The organism is Streptomyces sp. NPDC048436, from assembly GCF_043200355.1.
Classification (GTDB): Bacteria; Actinomycetota; Actinomycetes; order Streptomycetales; family Streptomycetaceae; genus Streptomyces.
This window is the reverse complement of record NZ_JBICXP010000011.1, coordinates 130,108-149,763: the sequence shown is the minus strand read 5'-3', so window position 1 is coordinate 149,763 and position 19,656 is coordinate 130,108. Positions and strand designations below refer to the sequence as shown.

General features: G+C 69.6%; 22 protein-coding genes and 2 pseudogenes. 9 read left to right on the top strand and 15 right to left on the bottom strand.

The window, feature by feature from the left end; translation table 11 throughout:
• The first annotated feature begins 102 nt into the window (after nt 1–102).
• Nucleotides 103–888, top strand: coding sequence for an SDR family NAD(P)-dependent oxidoreductase (locus tag ACGFX9_RS30995; RefSeq protein WP_393480096.1), 786 nt, complete (start codon nt 103–105; stop codon nt 886–888).
• A gap of 16 nt (nt 889–904) precedes the next feature.
• Nucleotides 905–1,363 (top strand): nitroreductase family deazaflavin-dependent oxidoreductase, encoded by a 459-nt coding sequence (locus ACGFX9_RS30990; protein ID WP_393480093.1) that lies wholly within the window; start codon nt 905–907, stop codon nt 1,361–1,363.
• A 78-nt stretch (nt 1,364–1,441) separates the two neighbouring features.
• Here ACGFX9_RS30990 and ACGFX9_RS30985 read toward each other — a convergent pair whose 3' ends face one another.
• The 14 genes and pseudogenes from ACGFX9_RS30985 to ACGFX9_RS30920 form a co-directional block, all read right to left on the bottom strand.
• Nucleotides 1,442–3,145, bottom strand: coding sequence for an NAD(P)/FAD-dependent oxidoreductase (locus ACGFX9_RS30985; protein WP_393480090.1), 1,704 nt, complete (start codon nt 3,143–3,145; stop codon nt 1,442–1,444).
• Nucleotides 3,146–3,283: 138 nt separating this feature from the next.
• Nucleotides 3,284–3,829, bottom strand: a complete 546-nt coding sequence (locus ACGFX9_RS30980) for a cupin domain-containing protein (RefSeq protein ID WP_393480088.1) — start codon at nt 3,827–3,829, stop codon at nt 3,284–3,286.
• 157 nt (nt 3,830–3,986) lie between these two features.
• A complete protein-coding gene (locus ACGFX9_RS30975; RefSeq protein ID WP_393480086.1) occupies nt 3,987–4,748 on the bottom strand; it encodes an SDR family NAD(P)-dependent oxidoreductase in 762 nt (253 codons plus the stop codon).
• A gap of 63 nt (nt 4,749–4,811) precedes the next feature.
• Nucleotides 4,812–5,276 (bottom strand): DUF1772 domain-containing protein, encoded by a 465-nt coding sequence (locus ACGFX9_RS30970; RefSeq protein WP_393480083.1) that lies wholly within the window; start codon nt 5,274–5,276, stop codon nt 4,812–4,814.
• Nucleotides 5,277–5,285: 9 nt separating this feature from the next.
• Nucleotides 5,286–6,524, bottom strand: coding sequence for an FAD-dependent monooxygenase (locus ACGFX9_RS30965; protein ID WP_393480079.1), 1,239 nt, complete (start codon nt 6,522–6,524; stop codon nt 5,286–5,288).
• Nucleotides 6,525–6,537: 13 nt separating this feature from the next.
• Complete coding sequence (locus ACGFX9_RS30960) at nt 6,538–6,858, bottom strand: antibiotic biosynthesis monooxygenase family protein (RefSeq protein ID WP_393480076.1); 321 nt, start codon at nt 6,856–6,858, stop codon at nt 6,538–6,540.
• A gap of 6 nt (nt 6,859–6,864) precedes the next feature.
• Nucleotides 6,865–7,179, bottom strand: a complete 315-nt coding sequence (locus ACGFX9_RS30955) for an antibiotic biosynthesis monooxygenase family protein (RefSeq protein WP_393480073.1) — start codon at nt 7,177–7,179, stop codon at nt 6,865–6,867.
• Between the two features lie 46 nt (nt 7,180–7,225).
• A complete protein-coding gene (locus ACGFX9_RS30950; RefSeq protein WP_393480068.1) occupies nt 7,226–7,972 on the bottom strand; it encodes an SDR family oxidoreductase in 747 nt (248 codons plus the stop codon).
• Entirely contained in the window at nt 7,969–8,466 is a 498-nt protein-coding gene (locus ACGFX9_RS30945) for an SRPBCC family protein (protein WP_393480447.1), read from the bottom strand. Before ACGFX9_RS30945 ends, ACGFX9_RS30950 begins: the two co-directional genes overlap by 4 nt.
• Nucleotides 8,467–8,511: 45 nt before the next feature.
• Nucleotides 8,512–8,688: pseudogene (locus tag ACGFX9_RS30940) on the bottom strand (phosphopantetheine-binding protein); the annotation flags it as partial.
• Between the two features lie 45 nt (nt 8,689–8,733).
• Nucleotides 8,734–9,978 carry a ketosynthase chain-length factor gene (locus tag ACGFX9_RS30935; RefSeq protein ID WP_393480064.1) on the bottom strand — a complete coding sequence of 415 codons (1,245 nt, stop codon included), beginning with the start codon at nt 9,976–9,978 and terminating at the stop codon, nt 8,734–8,736.
• On the bottom strand, nt 9,971–11,248 hold the full coding sequence (locus ACGFX9_RS30930; protein WP_393480059.1) for a beta-ketoacyl-[acyl-carrier-protein] synthase family protein: 1,278 nt from the start codon (nt 11,246–11,248) through the stop codon (nt 9,971–9,973). Before ACGFX9_RS30930 ends, ACGFX9_RS30935 begins: the two co-directional genes overlap by 8 nt.
• Entirely contained in the window at nt 11,245–11,634 is a 390-nt protein-coding gene (locus tag ACGFX9_RS30925) for a cupin domain-containing protein (RefSeq protein WP_393480444.1), read from the bottom strand. Before ACGFX9_RS30925 ends, ACGFX9_RS30930 begins: the two co-directional genes overlap by 4 nt.
• Nucleotides 11,635–11,680: 46 nt before the next feature.
• Nucleotides 11,681–12,007 carry a TcmI family type II polyketide cyclase gene (locus tag ACGFX9_RS30920; protein ID WP_393480054.1) on the bottom strand — a complete coding sequence of 109 codons (327 nt, stop codon included), beginning with the start codon at nt 12,005–12,007 and terminating at the stop codon, nt 11,681–11,683.
• 382 nt (nt 12,008–12,389) lie between these two features.
• Between ACGFX9_RS30920 and ACGFX9_RS30915 the strand changes: the two genes are divergently transcribed.
• Genes ACGFX9_RS30915 through ACGFX9_RS30895 form a run of 5 tightly spaced genes read left to right on the top strand, consistent with a single transcriptional unit; the run spans nt 12,390 to nt 16,131 of the window.
• Nucleotides 12,390–12,917, top strand: a complete 528-nt coding sequence (locus tag ACGFX9_RS30915; protein ID WP_393480441.1) for a flavin reductase family protein — start codon at nt 12,390–12,392, stop codon at nt 12,915–12,917.
• The gene (locus tag ACGFX9_RS30910) at nt 12,914–13,750 is read left to right on the top strand and encodes a BTAD domain-containing putative transcriptional regulator (RefSeq protein WP_393480050.1); all 837 of its coding nucleotides are present in this window, start codon (nt 12,914–12,916) and stop codon (nt 13,748–13,750) included. The genes ACGFX9_RS30915 and ACGFX9_RS30910 overlap by 4 nt, the downstream gene beginning before the upstream one ends.
• 56 nt (nt 13,751–13,806) lie before the next feature.
• A complete protein-coding gene (locus ACGFX9_RS30905) occupies nt 13,807–14,301 on the top strand; it encodes a hypothetical protein (RefSeq protein ID WP_393480046.1) in 495 nt (164 codons plus the stop codon).
• A complete protein-coding gene (locus tag ACGFX9_RS30900) occupies nt 14,298–15,893 on the top strand; it encodes a multicopper oxidase family protein (protein ID WP_393480041.1) in 1,596 nt (531 codons plus the stop codon). The genes ACGFX9_RS30905 and ACGFX9_RS30900 overlap by 4 nt, the downstream gene beginning before the upstream one ends.
• A 46-nt stretch (nt 15,894–15,939) precedes the next feature.
• Nucleotides 15,940–16,131 carry a DUF6059 family protein gene (locus ACGFX9_RS30895; RefSeq protein ID WP_393480036.1) on the top strand — a complete coding sequence of 64 codons (192 nt, stop codon included), beginning with the start codon at nt 15,940–15,942 and terminating at the stop codon, nt 16,129–16,131.
• 73 nt (nt 16,132–16,204) lie between these two features.
• Here ACGFX9_RS30895 and ACGFX9_RS30890 read toward each other — a convergent pair whose 3' ends face one another.
• The gene (locus ACGFX9_RS30890) at nt 16,205–16,711 is read right to left on the bottom strand and encodes an anthrone oxygenase family protein (RefSeq protein WP_393480032.1); all 507 of its coding nucleotides are present in this window, start codon (nt 16,709–16,711) and stop codon (nt 16,205–16,207) included.
• A 138-nt stretch (nt 16,712–16,849) separates the two neighbouring features.
• Here ACGFX9_RS30890 and ACGFX9_RS30885 point away from each other — a divergent pair, with 138 nt between their 5' ends.
• Both ACGFX9_RS30885 and ACGFX9_RS30880 read left to right on the top strand, forming a co-directional pair.
• Nucleotides 16,850–18,391, top strand: a complete 1,542-nt coding sequence (locus ACGFX9_RS30885; protein WP_393480029.1) for an MFS transporter — start codon at nt 16,850–16,852, stop codon at nt 18,389–18,391.
• A gap of 89 nt (nt 18,392–18,480) precedes the next feature.
• Nucleotides 18,481–19,599, top strand: a pseudogene (locus ACGFX9_RS30880) (polysaccharide lyase family 1 protein); the annotation flags it as partial.
• Nucleotides 19,600–19,656 lie beyond the last annotated feature (57 nt).

Here is a 19,656-nt window from a genome sequence, read left to right as displayed (position 1 = left end):
GTACAGCGGTCATTCCCTTTCAATTTGCTGGCCCGTCGCGGGAGTCGGCGCTAACCTGCTGCGGACGCGTATTTGGATTGCCGCACAGATTCGAGGAATGTCATGCAGCAATTTCCGTACCGCACGGCAATGGTGACCGGGGCGTCGAGTGGAATCGGTGAAGGGTTCGCTCGCAGACTCGCCCAGGGCGGTGTGGACCTCGTCCTCGTCGCGCGCCGTGCCGACCTGCTCAAACAGCTGGCCGATGAGCTCGAGTCCCAGCACCACGTCCGAGTCGAGGTGATGGCGCTCGATCTCACCGAAGAGCGTCATCTCACCGAGGCAGAGGAGCGCCTCGCCGATCCGGAGCGGCCCGTCGAACTGCTCGTGAACAACGCCGGGTCGAGCGGATCCGGGGAGTTCGCCCGTCTGTCCGCGGAGCGCGAGGTGCACACCGTGACGCTCAACGCCGTCGTCCCTCTGAGGCTGTCCCACGCCTGCCTGCCCGGAATGATCGAGCGGGGCGCCGGCGGCATAGTCAACGTCTCTTCGCTGGTGGCGGTGTTGCCCAAGCCGCGCTCCGCCACCTACGCGGCGTCCAAGGCGTTCCTGTCCTCGTTGAGCGAGAGCATCTCCATGGAGGTCGCCCGCTACGGAGTCCACGTCACCACCGTGCACACCGGCCTGACCCGCTCCGGATTCCATGCCGCCGCCGGGGTGCCGCAGGATACGCTGCCCGACATCAAGTGGCTGACTCCGGACGACGTCGCGCGCGCCGGGCTCGAAGCGGTGGCGGCGGGGCGGCCCTCGACGGTGCCGGGCCTGGCGTACCGTATCCGGCTCCCGCTCATGCGCGCGATGCCACGGTCCCTCGTCAGGATCATCATGCGGCGCGTGCACAAGGCCTGAGGAAAGGATCCCGTCCATGTCCACTCAGCGCAGCATTTCCCCAAGGCACAAGGCACGCAACCGCGTTGTCATCCTCTTCCACCGGATCGGCCTGCCCTTCGGGCCGATGCACCTGCTCACGGTCCCGGGGCGCAAGAGCGGCCTCCCCCGGACCACTCCGGTGGCGCCGGTGATCGTGCACGGCACGCGCTACATCCTCCAGGCCTACCCGGACTCCGACTGGGTCAAGAACGCACGGGCGGCTGGGCACGGCATACTCACCCGCGGTCGCCGCGCCCAGCAGGTGGACCTGGTGGAGCTGCCCGAGGAGGAACGCGGCGCCGTCCTGCGGGAGTTCCCCGGCCAGAACCCCAGAGGGGTGGGCGCCTTCGTCCGCAACGGCCTGGTCACGTCGCCTCGTGCGGAGAGCTTCGCGGAGGCCGCCCCGCGGTGCCCGGTGTTCCGCGCCACGCCCCGTGCGCGGTCGGCTGGTTGAGGCCAGGAAGACGACGGGCGGCTCCCCCGGAATCCGGGGGAGCCGCCCGTCGTGGGTTTCGGCCTCGGCAGCCGGCCGTCAGTGGGGCACGGCCATTTCCTCGCGCGGTGCCGTCGGCAGCGTCTCGCCCTTCACGTCGACCCCCGTCGTCAGATAGCGCAGCTCGTCCGGGCCCTCGTGCCGCAGCCAGTGCGCCATCCGCCGCAGGTCCTCCGGCTTCGGGTAGACGAACCGGCACGAGGGGTCCCGCAGCCCGAGGTGGTCGAGGACCACGGGCGCGTTCCGCACGGTGGTCATGAGGTCCTTCCCCGCGTCGGCGGAAGTCCGCTCGCCGCGGTCCACCGCCTCGCAGACCCGCACCATCTCGTCGAACAGCGCCTTGTAGCCGTGCGATCCGGGCACCGGGAGCCCGGGGTACGCGGCCTGCTCCATCACCCGCAGCACGCCCTCGTCGCCGGACTCCATGAAACGTTCGGTGAACCGGTCGAAGCGGAGGTTGATCGGCACCTCGGCCGCGCACCATACGCGGTAGACGGCGTTCCACAGGGCGTGGTCGGAGAAGGAGATGAACGAGCAGTTGACGAGCTCGTCGTTGTAGCGGATCAGGCCTTGCTGGAGCTCCTCGACGTAGCGGAAGCGTTCCTCGTCGAAGTCGTCTTCGGAGAGCGCGTCCAGCAGGCGCCAGGCCAGCGAGTTGATCAGTTCGCCGGTGTTGGTCAGACCCCGCGAGAACAGCGGGTCGATGAATCCCGCGGCGTGGGACATCAGGCACCAGCGATGGCCCACGGTCTGGCTGGAGGCGTACTGGATGCGCCCCGCCGACACCCAGGGCCGCACGGTACGGGCGTCGGTGAACAACCGCTCCACCGCGGGGAACCGGGCCGCGAACTGGCGGAACTCCTCCTCGGGGCTCATGTCGTCCGGCTTGGGATACATCCGCTCGTCCAGCGTGAGCCCGACGCTGACGAGCGGGTTCTTGGAGTCCGGCGCGTTGTTGAACGGAATCGACCAGAACCAGCCGCGGTCGAAGAGGTGGTGCATGGTGCCCTCCACCCAGGGGATGGGCGGTGCGTCCTCGGGCCCCACGCGCAGACAGGCGTCGGTCGGCCTGACCCCGATCATGTGCGTGAACATGGAGCGCGAGTGGTGCTTGATCTCCTCCGGCGGCTTCCGCAGGGCCAGGTGCTGGGCCAGCGGCGAGCGGAACCCGCTGGCGTCCACCAGATAGCGGCCCTCGTGGCGCTCGCCGTTTCTGCCGATGACCGCAACGTGGTTCTCCTCCAGTTCGACGTCCTCGACGGGGAACGCCTGGCGGACGTCGCAGCCGTACCGTATGGCCGTGTGCAGGAGATACGCGTCGGAGTCCTGCCGGAAGAGATGGCTCGTCTGCAGCACCCGCGACGGCGGGCTGAACTGGTTGAACTCGGCGGGGTCGGGCTCCTTCCCCTCCTCGTGCCGGATGAAGCCGAAGTGCCGCTTCGTGCCGCTGGTCGGGGCGATGGCGTCCCGGTAGCCCTCGTAGGACGTCAGCGGCTCCAGTTCCGGTACGCCATAGCGGCGGGCCAGCAGCCGGAACAGCTTCAGGGTGTAGAGCGTCGTCGACTCACCGACGGCGAACCGGGGGTGGACCCCGCCGTCGAGCAGCAGGACCGAGACGCCCTGCCTGGCCAGAATGGCGCCCAGGGTCGAGCCGGCGAGGCCGGACCCCAGGATGATCACGTCGTGTTGGCGGGGTGTCGCGAGCCGCGGCCGGGGACGGTAGTCGGACAGCTTTCGGGGCATGGTGTCCTCCCTGGACATAGGGGCGGTTGGGGCTGGAGCACGGTCACGGTCCGGACCGAAGACGGCGGCCGGGGACCGCGGAGTGATGCGGTGCCCCGGCCGTGTCCTCGCGTACGGGAGTGACCGTGTGGGGAGGCGTCAGCCCCTGGCTCCCCGCACGGCGGCCGGCGGGCCGCCGGCGCCGGGGCGGACTCCGGGCGGCGGGCCGCCCAGGTCGCCGTGGGCGCCCGGCTGCGGCATGAAGCCGCGCATGTGGTTGCGGTTGGCGAGTTCCTGCATCTTGTCCCAGTCGGGGCGCCCCTTCGACACCAGCTCCGAAAGCCCGATGAAGAAGTTCTCCACACCGCCCGGCGTGGCGATGACGAGCAACTGGCCCGGTCCGTCACCGACGTTGAGGAACTTGTGCGGCACGCCGCGCGGACCGTAAATGACGGTGCCGGCCTCGATGACCTCGGTGACTCCACCGATCTCGAATTCGTAGCGCCCCTGATTGACGAAGAACGCCTCGTCGGCCGTCTCGTGGACGTGCATCGGCGGGCCGCTGCCGGGCTGTGTGGTGATCTGGTAGAAGCTGTAGAGGCCTCCGGTGTCCTCCTTGCGCAGCAAGAACCGGCCCTCTTCACCAAACCAGCAGACGGGCTCGACGCTGTCCCGGCTCACTACTTTCCGCTTGGTCTCTGACACGTTCTCCCTAGCCTTTCGCTCGGAATTACCGGGTGTTTTCGCCTTGCGCCGCCGGGGCTGACCCGCGGCCGATGGACAGGTAATCAGCGGCCGATAAAGAGGCCGCTAAAGGACGGGAAAACCCACTGGCCCACGGGGGTTGGGCTCCCCCGGCGGATCATGCGAAGGCCGTGCCGCCGTCGGCGAGCAGACAACTGCCGGTGAGATACGAGGCCCGCTCAGAGGCGACGAACGCGATGACCTCGGCGACGTCCTCGGGAGTGCCGTTGCGGCGCACCGCGGCGCGTTCCGCCGCGGCCCTGCGCTGTTCCTCGGGGATGTGGCGGGCCAGTTCGGTCAGGATGAGGTTGGGCTCGACGGCGTTGACCCGCACCCCCTGCGGGCCGACTTCGAGGGCCAGCGTCCGCACCGCCGCCTCGACCCCGGCCTTGGCGACTGCCAGCGGCAGGAAGCGCGCCGCTGGTCTGCGGGCGAGCGCGGCTCCCACGGCCACCACCGAACCACCGCCCTGGGCGATCATCCGGGGCACGACGACCTGAGTGGTCAGGAACAGCGCCTTGAGCTGCTGGGTGACCACCCGTTCCAGGGCCTCCCAGGTCAACTCGGCCATGGGAGCGATCGGTGCCTCGTGGGCGCCCAGACCCGCGGCGTTGAGCACCAGCACGTCCACCGGGCCCAGTTCGGCCGCGGTGGCGTCGGCCAGCGAGCCGGCCTGCCCTGGGTCGGTGACATCGGCCTGCAGCGCCACGGCGTGGCCGCCCGCCTGCCGGATGGAGTCCACGACGTCCTGGGCCCGCTGCGCACCCTTGTGGTAATTGACCGCCACCCGGGCGCCCCGGGCGGCGAGCAGCCTGGCCGTGGCGGCGCCGATGCCGCTGCTGGCGCCGGTCACCAGAGCGACCTTTCCCTCGAACTCCATTCGACTCTCCCTGCTTGTCGGGTGGTTGACAGGTGTCGCTTGCCGGGCTGTCATCGCGTGCCCTCACGCCCACGCCAGCCAGCAGCCGCCGAGTCCGGCACAGAACGCGAGGACAGCAAAGGCCGTGCGCAGCCGGTTGGCGCGTGCCCAGCGCTCCCGCAGTGCCTGCCAGTCGTCCGGGATCTCCCCGGCCGCGGCCCACGCGTCGATACGCCGGTTCATGCGGACGTTGCGCGACTCGGACACCAGGGCGACCCCGACGACTCCGGCCAGGGCGACCGCGAAGGCCACCTTGGCCGCGCTGCCCGGAGCCAGGAAGGCGAGCCCGAGACCGGCTGCCAGCGCCACCTTGTTGACCCTGGGCATCAGCGGGTCGAAGCCCGGGTCGAGGAGCCGGTGCACCTCGGACCAGGTCTGCCGGGGCAGGTGCGAGAGCATGGGCACGATGGCCCGTTCGACACCGACGAGCACCCCGGCCAGGACCCCGGTGCACAGGACGAACACGACGGCGAGCGACGCGGTCGGCATGGCGTGTCCTCACCCCGCCCCGGGCCCGACGGACCCGGCCCGCGGCAGGGCGGGCCCGCGAGCCAGCCGTTCGTCCAGCATCAGCGAGTAACTCTGGCCGCGGGCAACGGAGTCGAAGAACGCGTACATCATGAGATCGCGCAGCCGGCACAGCGCCTTGCTGTGCGCGAAACCAAGGCGGCCGATGCCCCACGACGTAGTGGTCATGTCCGCCGCGCGGCTCCGCCGCTCGGACTCGAACGCGCGCAGCGTGTCGGGCACAGCGCCGGGCTCCGTGCGGCCCAGCATCTCGGCGAGCAGCACACCGCTCTCGATGGCCTGGCCCGCGCCCTGGCTGAGATTGAGCGTCATCGGATGGGCGGCGTCGCCGACGAGTACGACGCGTCCCTGGCTCCAGCCGCCGGCCGGCACCCGGTCGTGAATGCTCACCGGCAGGATCGCCTCCTCCTCGGTGGCGTCGATGATCCGGCCGATGGGTTCGGGCCACTTCCGGTAGGCCCCGGCAAGCGCCTCGCGCCGGGTGTCGCGCACCGTGTCGAGGCCGGCGGCCGCGCGGTCGCTGGTGATGGCGTCCCAATAGACCTCGTTCTCGTTGAGCCTGCAGTACAGGAACCGCAGGCCACCGGTGCCCCACAGGTTGAAGAAGGTGCCGGTGGGCACCACGTCCTCGCCCGGCAGCCGGGCGATGGCCTGCCACGCCGTGTAACCGGCGTACCGGGGCGGTGTCTCGAACCCCCGCCGCATCTCGCCGCGGACCGTGGAGCGCAGCCCGTCGGCGCCGATCAGCACATCTCCGCGGGCCGTGGAGCCGTCGTCGAAGCGAGCGGTGACGCCGTCGGCGTCCTGCGTGTAGCCGGTCAGCCGGGAGCCGAGCCGGATCCGGTGGTCGCCGACAGCTTCGGTGAGCACCTTGTGGAGAGAGGAGCGGCGCAGGGCGCAGGCCGGTGCGCCGCACTTCTCCGTCGGCCCGTCCAGGTCCCAGTGGGCCAGGCGCCTGCCGCTGTCGGAGCGGAACTCGTGGACGCGCATGCGCACGGAGTCCGCGGCGACGCTCTCGTCGAGCCCGATCCGGCGCAGCGCGAGGAACGCGTTGTGCCAGAGCATGAACCCGCCCCCCGTCAGCAGCCGTCCGGGAGAGGGCCGCGCCTCGAACACCTGCGTTTCGATGCCTTGCCGCAGCAGTCCGGCCGCCGTGGTGAGCCCGCCGATGCCGGCACCGACCACCAGGGCCTTGCGGATGGTCGCCATGGTCGCCGTCCGCTCAGGCGCTCGTCGGCACGCTGTCGAGCCGGGTGCGCAGATCGTAGATCCGCCGCTCGATGCCGCCGCCGCTCCAGTACGGGAACATGGGCGCCGCCATCTCACGGTGTGACGGAGCGTCCTCCCACGTACGGAAGGCCTCCTCGCTCTCCCACTCGGCGAGCAGGATGTAGCGCCCCGCCTCTTCGGCGTCGCGCAGCAGTTCGTCCCGGATATGGCCGGGGGTGCCGCGCACGACGGCGGCGACGGAGCGGTAGGCCTCTTCGAAGGCCTCCTGGTCCTTGTCGTCGATACGGGCGGAGACCATGACGCGTACGGTCATGACAGATCACCTTTCACTGGGTTGGCGGGCGGGTATGTGTGCGACGGTTTCGAGCACACGCTTGTGGGCGGATTCACGGAAGGTCTCCAGACGGGCGCTGAGTTCCTGCCGTTCCGGACTCCTCTGGAAGGCCTCCAGGGAGGCGCTGTCGGCCCAGTCGGCCATGATCAGGTGGGTACGCGGTGCGTGCGTGTCCCGCAGCAGCGTCTGGGCGACATTGCCCGGCATCAGTGAGGCGGCCTGCGCCGTCTCCTGCCAGGTGGCGCGGAACTCACCCTCGTAGCCCTCGCGGACGGTCATCTCGAGCACGGTGCGCAGCACGGTCCATGGACTCCTCTCCGGTGTCGGACGCGGGATCTTCTGCCGGTCAGATGCCGCCGTCGGCGTCGAGCGTGGCGCCGGTGATGTAGCGGGCGGCGTGCGAGGCGAGGAAGAGCACCACGTCCGCGATCTCCTCGGGCCGGCCGAGCCGGCGCAGCGAGATCATCTGCTCGTAGCGGGCCCGTCCCTCGGCCGTGACGGCCTTCATCTGATCGGTCTCGACCAGACCCGACGCGACGCAGTTGACGCGCACGCCGCGCGGGCCCAACTCCTTGGCCAGCGCCCGGGTCAGCCCCATCACGCCCGCCTTGGACGCCACATAGTGGGCGGCCCCCGGCATGCCGTGGTGGGCCACGGCCGAGCTGATGTTGACGATCGACGCGACATCGGCGACGTACGGCAGAGCCGCGCGAATCACGTGGTACGGCCCGTTGAGATTGGTGTCGACGATGCGGCGCCATTCGTCGGGGGCGAGGTCCTCGATCGGCAGGTGGCTGATGACACCGGCGTTGTTCACGACGGCGTCGATGGCTCCGTACGTCTCGTGCGCGTCGGCGCACAGCCGGCTGGTCTGTTCGGCGTCGGTGATGTCGCAGCGCACGAGGCGGCCCTGCACGCCCTGTTCGTCGAGCTCGCGGCGGAGCGAGGCGACGTGCTCGCTCTCGTTGACGTAGCAGGTGGTGACGGAGGCACCCTGCGCGGCCAGGGCGAGCACCGTGGCCCGCCCGATGCCCCGGGAGCCCCCGGTGACCAGGGCGTGCTTGCCCTTGAGCCCGAAGTCCAGCTGGTTCATCGCACTGCCTCCACACCCCTGCGGCTGCGGGCCGCGGCCTCGACACGCTCCTTGATGAGCGCCATCTGGATCTTCGAGTTCCTGGTGATGCGCTCGGCCATGCCCGCGTCGTCCAAGGGCGCCTGGGGCTTCATGTGGAACTCCTGCACCCAGCGCATCTCCACGCCGTCCGTGGTCTGCGTGTACTGCCAGCGGATGTTCATGAAGGCGAATGGGCCGGTCTCCACGCGATGCGCGGTCACGCTCTTGTTCTCCCGGTCCATGACCCGTTCGGAGACCCAGCTCCAGACCTTGCCGTTCTCCTCCGGGTGCAGGGCGAGACGGAACCGCACCGTGGCGCCCTGGCGGTGCAGGATCTCCGCGGACGCGTACTCGTCGAACAGGTTCGGCCAGTTGGCCACGTCGTTGGTCATGTCCCACACCAGGTTGAACGGCGCGTCGATGACGACGCTGCTCTCGGTGCGCGCGGCGGCCGGTTTGAGCTGGTCGTTGATGAGCGTGAGGATCTCGGGGAAGCAGGTGACGCCTTCGGCGTCGAGCCGGATGTCGTAGCGGTTCTCCACTTCGGTGAGGACGTTGAGCAGGCCGAGGGAGTCCACTCCCATGTCATCGATGGTCACGGTCGGGTCGTCCACCTGCAGCACGTCGGCGGAGACTCCGGTGCAGCGCTGGATGATCGTCACGAAGTCGTCGTAGGTGAGGGGCGGCACAGTCATGGATGCCGGTCCTTTCGGTTCATGGGGCGGATGTACGAGGTGGATTCACGGGGTGAGTGCGCGGACGACGAGGGCGGAGTTGAAGCCGCCGTACCCCCTGGCGATCACCAGGGCGGTACGCAGCGGGCCCTCGCGCGGCTCGCTCACGAGGTCGATCCGGTACGCGGCGTCCGCGGTGGCGGTGGGCCCGGTGGGCGGGATCACCCCCTCGCGCAGCGCCAGCAGCGCGGTGACCACATCGAGCGGAGCGCCTCCGGCGTACAGCCGCCCGTACCGCGCCTTGGGCGCCGTGACCGGCACCCCGTGCGGGCCGAACACCTCGACCAGGCACCGCGCCTCGGCACGGTCGAGGTCGGGTGTGCCCGCCGCGTCGGCGAAGACCACGTCGACCTCGTCGGGGCGCACCCGGGCGTCCGCAAGGGCGAGTTCGACGGCCCGGCGCAGGGCGGTGGGTCCCGCGGTGAGCGGTACGCCCGGCGCCGGGTCGAACGTCGAGGCGTGCCCGGCGATCTCCCCGTACGGCCGGGCGCCGCGCTCACGGGCGCTGTCCTCGTCCTCCAGGACGAGCAGCGCGCCGCCCTCGCCGGGGACGTGGCCTCCTGCGGCCACGTCGAACGGCAGATAGGCGCGGTGCGGGTCGCCGGTGGTGCTCAACCGCCGTGAAGTGGTCTGGCAGGCCAGCGCGTACGGACTGAGCGGGGCTTCGGTGCCGCCCGTCAGGACGGCTTTGGCGTCCCCCTGCAGCAGGGTGCGCCTGGCCTGCGCGATCGCGTCGAGCCCACCTGCCTGCTCGGTGACGGTGACCCCGCAGGGTCCCTTCATGCCGTGCCGGATCGACAGCTGCCCGGTCGTGGCCGCGTAGAACCAGGCGATCGACTGGTACGGGCCCACGTGGCGCGGCCCCTTCGACCACAGAGCCTCGATCTCCCGCTGTCCGAAGGTGTTTCCCCCGGACGACGAGGCCGTGATGACCCCGAGGTCGTACGGCGAGAACTGTTCGGGTCGCACCGCGGCGTCCCGCAGCGCCTCCTCGCTCGCGAGCAGCGCGAGCTGGGTCCAACGGTCTGTCTGCACCGCCAGTTTGGGGTCGATGCCGTCCAGTTCCTCGCCTGCTGCCTCGCCTACCACGCGGACCGGGAAGCTGTCCGCGTCGAACCTGGTCACCGGGCCGAGGCTGTTGCGGCCCGCGAGGACCGACTGCCAGAACGCGTCGGCGCCGGTGCCGCCCGGCGCGATCGCCGAGATCCCGGTGACCACGGTGCGGCGGGTGCTCGTCGCTGTCTCAGGCATCGCGCACCGCCGGCCGTGGCGCCGTCAGCACCATCGCCGTCTGGAAGCCGCCGAAGCCGCTGCCGACGCTCAGTACGGTGTCGGTGACCTGCTCGCGTGCCGTCAAGGGCACGTAGTCCAGGTCGAGTTCCGGATCGGGATGGTGCAGATTGGCGGTCGGAGGCACCGTGTTCATCTCGATGGCGAGCGCGCACGCCACGAGTTCCAGGGCGCCGATCGCTCCCAGCGAGTGGCCGATCATCGACTTGATCGAACTCACGGGCACCCGACGGGCGTGGTCGCCCAGGGACGTCTTGAACGCGGCGGTCTCGTGCCGGTCGTTCTGCCGGGTCCCCGAACCGTGGGCGTTGACATAGTCGACGGCGTCGGGCGGCAGTTGGGCACGGTCCAGGGCGACCCGTACGGCCTCGGCGAGCTCCACCCCGTCGGGCCGCAGGCCTGTCATGTGGAAGGCGTTGCCGCGCTGCGCGTACCCGGCGACCTCGCAGTAGATCCGGGCGCCGCGGCGGCGCGCGGACTCGGCCTCCTCAAGGATCAGCACGGCGGCGCCCTCGCCGAGCACGAAGCCGTCGCGGTCCCGGTCGAAGGGGCGTGAGGCGTGCTCCGGGTCGTCGTTGTTGGCCGATGTGGCCTTGATGGCGTCGAAGCAGGCGACGGTGATCGGCGATATGGGCGCGTCGGTGGCGCCGGCCACGACCAGGTCGGCCGTTCCGTCCTCGATGAACTGGGCGCCCTGCGCCACGGAGTCGAGCCCCGATGTGCATCCGGTCGACACCACCCGGACCGGCCCCTGGGCGCCGGCCGTCCAGGCGACCTCAGCGCCGAGAGCACTGGGCACGAGTGCCCGGTACAGATGCGGGTGGGGGTTCCCCGCGTCTACCACCCACTGCTGTCCGCCGCCGCTGACCTGTACGTACTCCTGCTCCAGGGTGGTTGTGGAGCCGACGGCGCTGCCCACGGACACGCCGATGCGGTGCGGTGCCAGGTCGTCGGTCTCGGCGCCACTGTCGGCGAGCGCCTCGCGCGCCGCGACCACGGCGAACTGTGAGCAGCGGTCCATACGGTGGATCTCTTCGGGCGTGAGCCCGGCCGCCGCGGGGTCGAAGTCGCACTCGGCGCCGATCCGGGAGCGGTAGCCCGACGCGTCGAAGTGTGTGATGGCGCGGGTGGCCGTGCGGCCCTCTGTCAGCAGCTTCCAGAAGGCCTTGGCGCCGATGCCGCCGGGGGCGACCACCCCGATCCCGGTGACCACCGCCCGCCGGGCGCTCATATGGACTCCCGTTCGGGAAGAGGTTCGGTGTCCACGTGGCCGAGCTCGGGGCTCGGCGCGAGCGGGCCCAGCTGGAAGACCATGAAGGCAGGCTTCTCGCCGTGGTTCTCCAGCCGGTGCCGCACGTTGATCGGCAGATGCAGGGCGTCGCCCGCGTCGAGCGAGACGGGTTCCCCGTCCACGCGCGCCGTGATCGAGCCGCTGACGAGGTAGAGGAACTCCTCCGAGTAGGGGTGGTAGTGCTCGGTGACGACCTCGCCCGGCTCCAGGGTGAGTACGCCCATGAAGCCCGAGGTCGTGCCGGCCGTGGCCGGGCTGAGCAGGGTGCGCAGATCCCCGCCCCGGCGCCGGTTGGACGCGACGTCTTTTGCTGCGATCCGGGTCATTCGCTCGCTGGCCACGCCAGTCTCCTCTCGATTGCCACCCATGCGTTCACGTGTTCGCCTGCCAGGTGTAGAACTCCTGCGCCATCGCGTCGTCTGGACTCCGCCAGGTCTGCGGGTCGTATGCGGTGATGTGCGCGCTCAACTGCCGGTTGATGTCCTGGAACAGCTCGTGGTCGCGCACCTCTGCTAGGGAATTGCGCACCTCGTCGTCGGACTCGATGTAATGCATGTAGAGATCATGGAAGCGGTAGAGCCGACGTTCCCGTACGCCGATGAGGTGGGGAAGTTCGCCGGCATCGGAATCCGCGAAGATACGGCTCACATCCGCAGCCGCGTTCGGCTTCATGCGGGCCACGATGAGGGTGTTGCGCATTCTCATTCCTCCCGTTCCGAGTGCGCCGCTCAGCAGGCGACGGAATCAGAATCACCCGGGCCGGTAAAGCGCGGATGAGGGCAGGGAAAAACAGCCGAAGTACGCCCGGCAGGGGCCGCCCGTACTCCCAGATTGCCCTGTCTGCGCCGGAGTGCGGAGCGACGTACTGGCCCAACCGCACGCCCTGGACCAGCGGCTGAAGCGCGTTCGCCGTGCGGCGGTACGGCTCCTTCAGCCGAAAGTACGGGGTGCGTCAGCCATCGGACCGTAGGCGAAGGCAAGCCTCCGTCGATACGCTCGCCACACTCGCACCGCCCTTCTCTCCGGTTCTGTGAAGTACACCGTGACGACGGGTGGATGCGTTCATTCGGAGGGGGTTCAAGTGGACAGCCTGATCGTTTCCAAATCCAAGGAACCGCGCATCACGTCCGTGGACGGAGGGACATTCCGTGAAGTGTGTGGACGGTTTGTCACCGGCGTTACGGTGATTACCTGCCAGGGCATGGACAAAGACCCGGTCGGGCTCACCGTGAATTCTTTCACCTCGGTGTCGATGGACCCGCCGCTCGTGCTGTTCTGCGTGCACAAGGAGTCCAGGGCGCTGGCCGCCGTCCGCGCCTGTGGTTCCTTCGCCGTCAACATCCTCGCGTCCGATCAGGCAGGCGTGTGCCGGGACTTCGCGGCCCGCGACTCCGCCCGCTTCGGTGAGCTGCCGCACCGCCCCGGCTCCACCGGTTCACCCGTCATCGATGGCGCGCTGGCCTTCCTCGACTGCAGGCTGCACGCCATGTTCTCGGGCGGCGACCACGAGGTCGTCCTCGGTGAGGTCGTCGACCTCGGCCTCCTCCGCGAAGAGCCGCCGCTGGCGTTCTTCCGCAGCGCCCACCCCCGGCTGGAGGCGCACGCATGACCGCGGTGCTTGATACGCAGACGCCTCCGGGCCTGGAGGAGGCGGGGCGCAAGGTGGCGCTGCGGCTCCTGGGACCACTGGAGATCTTCGTGGACTCGGTGGAGGTCCCGCTGCCCCAGCGCAAGCTGCGCCAGCTGCTCGCCGCCCTGCTGATCCGCCCGAACGTCACCGTGTCCAACGACGCGCTGATCCGGGAGCTCTGGGGCGACCAGCTGCCGGCCACCGCGCTCGCCGCGCTGCGCGTCTACGTCTCGCAGCTGCGCAAGTTCCTGATCCGCCACGGACTCGACGGCCGCTGGTGCACCCTGCGCACCCGCGCCCCCGGCTACCAGCTCCAGGTCAACGACGGAATCCTCGACACCGTGTGCTTCGACCGGATGTGCGCGCTGGCCTGGGAGTCCGCGGAGGCGGGTCACATCGAGCTGGCGTCGCGGCAGTACCGCGAGGCGCTGGCACTGCGTCGCGGCCCCACGCTCGAAGACCTCCCCGAGAGCCCCGCACTCGCGGGCACCGCGCTGCTGTACGACGAGGCGTGGATGACGGCGCTCAAGCGGCGCGTCGACCTGGACCTGCAGCTCGGCCGCGAGCTCGAACTCGTCGGTGAACTGCGCAGGCTGGTGGCGGAGGACCCGCTCAACGAGGGCTTCTGCGCCCGGCTCATGGTGGCGCTGTACCGCAGCGGCCGGAGCGGCGACGCGCTCGCCTCGTACCGCCGCACCCGTGGCCGGCTCATCGAGGAGCTCGGCATCGAACCGGGCCTGGAACTGCGCATGGCCCATCAGACCGTCCTCACCGACGGCGCGGCGCTGCACGAGATCCGGGCGTCGGCCTGACGCGGCAGACAGCAATCTCAGAGATGACAGCGGGAGCCGGCGCCTGAAGACTCGGCATGGTGACCAACTTGCCCATACCACCACCCCGCGGGGGCGCGCGTAGAGCCCGGACGTTCTTCCGGGCGGCGGCCACGCTGCTCGGGCTGACGGCCCTGGTACAGGTCGGCTTCGCCGCCGGCTACATCGGCGGCGACTACGACGCCCTGAAGATGCACGACGTCAATGCCCGCGCGGTGATCAGCCTCGCGCTGATCACGGCGGGTACGGCGGTCTGGTTCCGCCGCGCGGGCGGCCCGATGTGGCCGGTGCCGGTCTCCGTGGTGCTGGTCCTCGCGCTCGCCGGCGAGCTGATCCTCGGCATCGCGCACGCGGTGGCGCCGCATATCGCCCTCGGCGTGATCGTGGTGAGCGCCATCGCCGTCCTGGTGTCGCGGGCCTGGATCGACTCCGGTGCGCCGGTGACGTCTCGTGCGGGATCCGCGAGTCCGGATCCCGCCGAGCCGTCCAGGTCGTCCACCGCGTCCGAGAGCTCCGCGGAGCCCGTGGCATGAGGCGACGTGCGTTTCTCGGCAGCACCGCCCTGGGAGCCGCCTCCCTCGCCGCGGTCGGTGTTCCCCTGCTCGGCAGCCTCGACCGGGGAGCGAGCGGGGCCGCCCCCGGCAAGCTCCTGAGGTCGGGAGCGAAGCTGCCCGGTCCCTACCAAGTGGCGCTGCCGATACCGAAGGTGCTGGAACCGGAGAGCACCGACGGCACCACGGACGTGTACCGGATCACCCAGCAGGTCGCCGATCTCGAAATCCTGCCGGGCCTGCGCACGCGTGCCTGGACGTACGGCGGGACCTTCCCCGGCCCCACTCTGGTCTCCCGCTCGGGGCGCCGCACCCGGGTCAGACACCGCAACCGGCTGCCGCAGCCGACCGTGGTGCATCTGCACGGCGGCCACACACCGTCCGCGAGCGACGGCTACCCCACCGATGTCATCCTGCCCGCCGGCGGCGGCATCTCGGCCGACGCGGCGATGGCCACCATGATGAAGGGCATGCCCGGACACTCCGGCCACGGCGGGCACTTCGGCGTGAGCGGGACGGCCGAGGGCGAACGTACACACACCTACCCGATGGACCAGCGCGCGGCGACTCTCTGGTACCACGACCACCGGATGAGCTGGACGGGCCTGGGTGTGTGGCGGGGGCTCGCCGGGTTCCACCTCGTACACGACGACGAAGAAGAAAAGCTGCCGCTGCCCCGGGGCGAGCGGGACATTCCGCTGATGATCACGGACAGGTCGTTCGCCGAGGACGGCTCCTTCCGTTACCCGCTGACCGACTCCAAGCTGAGTACGCCGGGTGTCTCCGACGCCTATATGGACGGCGTGCTCGGCGATGTCGTCCTGGTCAACGGAGCGCCCTGGCCGGTGCACAGGACCGCACGGGCCCGGCACAGGCTGCGCTTCCTGAACGCGTCCAACGCCCGCCCCTACCGGCTGGAGTTCACCCCGCAGCCCTCGGGCGGCGACGCGTTCGTCCAGGTGGGCAGCGACGGCGGCCTCCTTGAGCGGCCGCTGCTGCACGACGCGATCCGTCTTGGGCCCGGCGAACGGTCCGATGTGGTCGTGGACTTCGCCCGCTGGAAGGCCGGCACCACGGTGCGCCTGGTGAACACGCTCGCCGACGGCACCGCCCACGACGTGATGGCGTTCGAGATCTCGGGCGGCTCGGCCCGGGACGACGCGAGGGTGCCGGACCGGCTGTCGCATGTCCCGGCTCTCGACCCGGACAAGGCCGTCCTGACCCGTGACTTCGACTTCCGACAGGGCAAGGACGGCTGGACCATCAACGACCGGACCTACCTGCCTGGGCGCGCGCTGGCCCGCCCGAAACTGGGGCAGTTGGAGATCTGGCGGTTCACCACCAATCTGCACCACCCGGTCCATCTGCATCTGAACCACTTCCAGGTGATCTCGCGAAACAACGGCGAGCCCGGTGCGTACGACGCGGGCTGGAAGGACACGGTCGATCTGCCGCCGTCCGACGCGGTCGAGGTGGCGGTGCGGTTCACCGACTACGCGGGGACGTTCATGCTGCACTGCCACAACCTGGAGCACGAGGACATGGCGATGATGGCGGACTTCGTCACCGAGTGAACCCGGGCTTTACAGCGGCTTTTCCGCCGTCGGCAACGATGCCCTTATGTTCTCTCTGGCCGCTCGCATGCTGCATTTTCTCTGGGACGGAATGATCGCCTTCGGCGAGTCGATGATGGGCCCGGTGCCTCCCACCCTGAAGGACCCCGCACCGGGCCACCCCGAACGACTCTGCCCGGACCGCCCTTTGAGCAAGACGGAACGCATTATGGCCCGCCAGCTGAACCGCCGCCGCTGATGCGGTCCGTCGGCAAGAACGGGAATGGGATCTCGAGAAAATGATGGCGGCGATGGCGGGTTCGGTGAGCGCGTCAGGCGTCGGAGAGCTGCGGCTGCCGTTCCTCGGAGCGGGCCGGACGGTCTCCGAAGCGGCCCACGGCCATGATGGAGAGGAGCACGAGGGCGATCACGGCTGTGCCCGTCCGCAGCTGGTTGAACAACTCCCAACGGTCCAGGATCTCCCCGTGGTTGGGGGGTGCGGAGGTGACGGCCCACTTCTTGATGTCGGCGTTGATCGGCACGTTCCCGAACCGGGTGATCAGGAACGAGGCCGCCGTCAGCGCGGTGGCCCCGCCTGCGAGCAGCCGCGCCGTACCGCGCGTCAGGAAAGTCAGGACGAGCGAGCTGAGAGTGGACACAGCCATGGCCGTCTGCATGACGGGCGAGTTCATCTTCATCAGTTCGGCGTGGAATGAAAGCCGCATTTCGATCGGCACGGCATCGAAAGTCGGTGCGAGGTTGACCGCGCCATAGCCGAACGCGCCGGCGAGGAGGCCGGTGGAGACCAGAGCGATCCCCTTTACCAGTTGAACGCGCATAAATCCTGCCTCCGTTGAACTCACATTCCGGATTTAAGTTGAGAACCCAAGTGTTGTGTACCGGCAAAAAGCCTAGACGGCCCTGGTAAAAGAAGTCAACGCACGCAGAGTCTTCTGGAATTGCCCTCTGGAGGCCCCATGTCATCCGAAGCCAGGGCCGGATCGGCCCCCGCCGACTCCCTACCCAAGCGCTCTTCGGGGAAGCCCCACCCGGGGACCCGCCACCCGGGTCTCGCCCTGCTGGTCATCGCCGCCGCCGAGTTGATGGTGGTGCTCGACGCCACGATCGTGAACATCGCCCTGCCGAGCGTCCAGGCCTCGCTCAAGATGTCCGCCGCGAATCTGGCCTGGGTGGTCAACGCCTATGCCCTGGCCTTCGGCGGATTCATGCTGCTCGGCGGTCGCGCCGGAGATCTGTTCGGCCGCCGCCGCGTCTTCCGGGCCGGCATCGTCGTCTTCTCGCTCGCCTCACTGCTCGGCGGCATCGCCCCGAACTCGGGATTGCTCATCGCGGCACGCGTCATGCAGGGCATGTCCGCCGCCGTCGCGGCGCCCACCGCCCTCTCGTTGATCGCCACGACCTTCGCCGAGGGCAAGGCCCGCAATCGGGCCATGGGGGTGTACGCCGCCATGGCCGGGGTCGGCTCGACGGTCGGCCTCATCCTCGGCGGCCTGCTCACCGAGTACCTCAACTGGCGCTGGGTGCTGCTGGTCAACATTCCCATCGGGATAGGCGTGCTCGCCGGCACCGTCGTGCTCGGCGAGGCCGAGCGCACCAACGGCAGGCTCGACATCCCCGGAGCCGTCACCGGGACCGCGGGGCTGCTCTCACTCGTGTACGCGATCACACGCGGCGGCGAGGACGGCTGGGACGATCGCCTCAGCCTCGCCTGTTTCGCCGCCGCCGCGGTGCTGCTCGTGGTCTTCGTCATCTCCCAGGCCAGGGGGAAGCACCCGATGCTGCCGCTGAGCGTGCTGCGGGACCGCAGCCGTGCGGGGTCCTACGCCACCATGTTCCTCGTCGGCATCGGGATGTTCGCCACCTTCTACTTCCTGACGCTGTACATGCAGCAGGTGCTCCAATACAGCGCCGTCCGGGCCGGTCTCGCGTATCTGCCGTTCAGCGCCGGGGTCGGCATCATGGCCGGAATCGGCTCCCGGATGATGGTGAAGGTGGCTCCACGGGTGATGGCCGCGCCCGGCCTGATGGTCGCGGCGCTCGGGATGTTCTGGCTCAGCCGTCTGACCCCGGATTCGTCGTACGTGACCGGGTTGCTGCCCGGCATGTTCGTCACCGCGCTGGGGCTCGGCGCGACCTTCGTACCGATGACACTCGGCGCCGTACGGGGAGTCGCCGACAACGAGGCGGGCAGCGCGTCGGCGACGCTCAACACCGCGCAGCAGCTCGGTGGGGCGCTGGGTCTCGCCGCGTTGGCCACGCTCTCCAACGCGGTGGCCGACGACCGGCTCCCCCGCGCGAGCGACGCCTACTTCGCGGGGCTGCGCCGGCATGACTTCGCGCTGGTCGAGCGGGCGGCTGAGGCCATGACCCACGGATACACCAGGGCGTTCATCGGCTCGGCGCTGGTCTTCCTGGTGGCCATGGCGATCGCGGCACTGGCGATCAACGCGGGCAAGCAGGAGCCGGACGGGGCCGAGCCGTCCGTGGACGCCGGCTGACAGGGGCGGCAACTTCGGGGGCCACCGTGGCGACTACGGCTTGTGGGACAGCGACACCCGGAATTCAACGATGAAACAGGGAGCCGACCATGAGCCGAGTACGTTCACGGAGACTGCACGCCACGCTGGCCGCGCTGGCCGTCACGGCCGCGACCGGTGCGGTGCTGACGCTGCCGCAGGCGTCGGCGCAACCGGTGGCATCGGCCGCGGCCGGCGGCGCCACCGGATACGCGACGCAGAACGGCGGGACCACCGGCGGCGCGGGCGGGAAGACGGTGCGGGCCACGACGGGCACCGCGATCCACGCGGCCCTGTGCAGCCGCGCAGCCGACGACACCCCGATCACCATTGAGGTCGAGGGGAAGATCAACCACGCCAACACCGCGAAGGTGTCGGGCGAGAGCTGCAACACCGCGGCCGGCGTCATCGAGCTCAAGCAGATCAGCAACGTGACGCTCGTCGGCGTCGGCAGCGGTGCCGTATTCGATCAACTGGGCATCCACATAAGGGATTCCAGCAACATCGTCATCCAGAACGTGACCGTCAGGAACGTCAAGAAGTCCGGCTCGCCCACGTCCAACGGCGGCGACGCCATCGGCATGGAGAGCGACGTCCGCAACGTCTGGGTCGACCACACGACCCTGGAGGCGTCGGGCGGGGAGTCGGAGGGCTTCGACGGTCTCTTCGACATGAAGGACAACACGCAGTACGTGACCTTGTCGTACAGCATCCTGCGCAACTCCGGGCGCGGCGGTCTCGTGGGGTCGAGCGAGAGCGACGTATCGAACAGCTACATCACGTACGCCCACAACAAGTACGAGAACATCGACTCCCGTACGCCCCTGCTGCGCGGCGGCACGGCCCACATCTACAACAACTACTACGTGGGCCTGAACGAGTCCGGCATCAACTCCCGCGCCGGAGCCAAGGCCAAGGTGGACAACAACTACTTCAAGGACTCCAAGGACGTCCTCGGCACCTTCTACACCAGCGCGGCCGGCTACTGGCAGGTCAGCGGCAACACCTTCGACAAGGTGACCTGGTCCCCCGCCGGCAGCGAGTACAAGCCGGCGGGCCCGAATCCGACGTCCAACACCACGGTGAGCATCCCCTACTCGTACACCCTCGACAGCGCCGCCTGTGTGCCGGCCATCGTGGGCAGGACGGCGGGCGCGGGCACCGGCCTCAAGGTGTCGGACGGCAGTTGCTAGGGCAGTACCGCTGTTCGTGAGCGAGGGCCCTTCCCTGCACGGAGAAGGGCCCTC

Coding starts and splice junctions, on each gene's coding strand:
- ACGFX9_RS30990 (WP_393480093.1), top strand. CDS start 905: ATGTCCACTCAGCGCAGCATTTCCCCAAGGCACAAGGCACGCAACCGC.
- ACGFX9_RS30900 (WP_393480041.1), top strand. CDS start 14,298: ATGAGGCGACGTGCGTTTCTCGGCAGCACCGCCCTGGGAGCCGCCTCC.
- ACGFX9_RS30975 (WP_393480086.1), bottom strand. CDS start 4,748: ATGGAGTTCGAGGGAAAGGTCGCTCTGGTGACCGGCGCCAGCAGCGGC.
- ACGFX9_RS30995 (WP_393480096.1), top strand. CDS start 103: ATGCAGCAATTTCCGTACCGCACGGCAATGGTGACCGGGGCGTCGAGT.
- ACGFX9_RS30930 (WP_393480059.1), bottom strand. CDS start 11,248: ATGAGCGCCCGGCGGGCGGTGGTCACCGGGATCGGGGTGGTCGCCCCC.
- ACGFX9_RS30965 (WP_393480079.1), bottom strand. CDS start 6,524: ATGGCGACCATCCGCAAGGCCCTGGTGGTCGGTGCCGGCATCGGCGGG.
- ACGFX9_RS30935 (WP_393480064.1), bottom strand. CDS start 9,978: ATGCCTGAGACAGCGACGAGCACCCGCCGCACCGTGGTCACCGGGATC.
- ACGFX9_RS30905 (WP_393480046.1), top strand. CDS start 13,807: ATGGTGACCAACTTGCCCATACCACCACCCCGCGGGGGCGCGCGTAGA.
- ACGFX9_RS30920 (WP_393480054.1), bottom strand. CDS start 12,007: ATGCGCAACACCCTCATCGTGGCCCGCATGAAGCCGAACGCGGCTGCG.
- ACGFX9_RS30890 (WP_393480032.1), bottom strand. CDS start 16,711: ATGCGCGTTCAACTGGTAAAGGGGATCGCTCTGGTCTCCACCGGCCTC.
- ACGFX9_RS30895 (WP_393480036.1), top strand. CDS start 15,940: ATGTTCTCTCTGGCCGCTCGCATGCTGCATTTTCTCTGGGACGGAATG.
- ACGFX9_RS30950 (WP_393480068.1), bottom strand. CDS start 7,972: ATGAACCAGCTGGACTTCGGGCTCAAGGGCAAGCACGCCCTGGTCACC.
- ACGFX9_RS30970 (WP_393480083.1), bottom strand. CDS start 5,276: ATGCCGACCGCGTCGCTCGCCGTCGTGTTCGTCCTGTGCACCGGGGTC.
- ACGFX9_RS30925 (WP_393480444.1), bottom strand. CDS start 11,634: ATGACCCGGATCGCAGCAAAAGACGTCGCGTCCAACCGGCGCCGGGGC.
- ACGFX9_RS30960 (WP_393480076.1), bottom strand. CDS start 6,858: ATGACCGTACGCGTCATGGTCTCCGCCCGTATCGACGACAAGGACCAG.
- ACGFX9_RS30910 (WP_393480050.1), top strand. CDS start 12,914: ATGACCGCGGTGCTTGATACGCAGACGCCTCCGGGCCTGGAGGAGGCG.
- ACGFX9_RS30985 (WP_393480090.1), bottom strand. CDS start 3,145: ATGCCCCGAAAGCTGTCCGACTACCGTCCCCGGCCGCGGCTCGCGACA.
- ACGFX9_RS30885 (WP_393480029.1), top strand. CDS start 16,850: ATGTCATCCGAAGCCAGGGCCGGATCGGCCCCCGCCGACTCCCTACCC.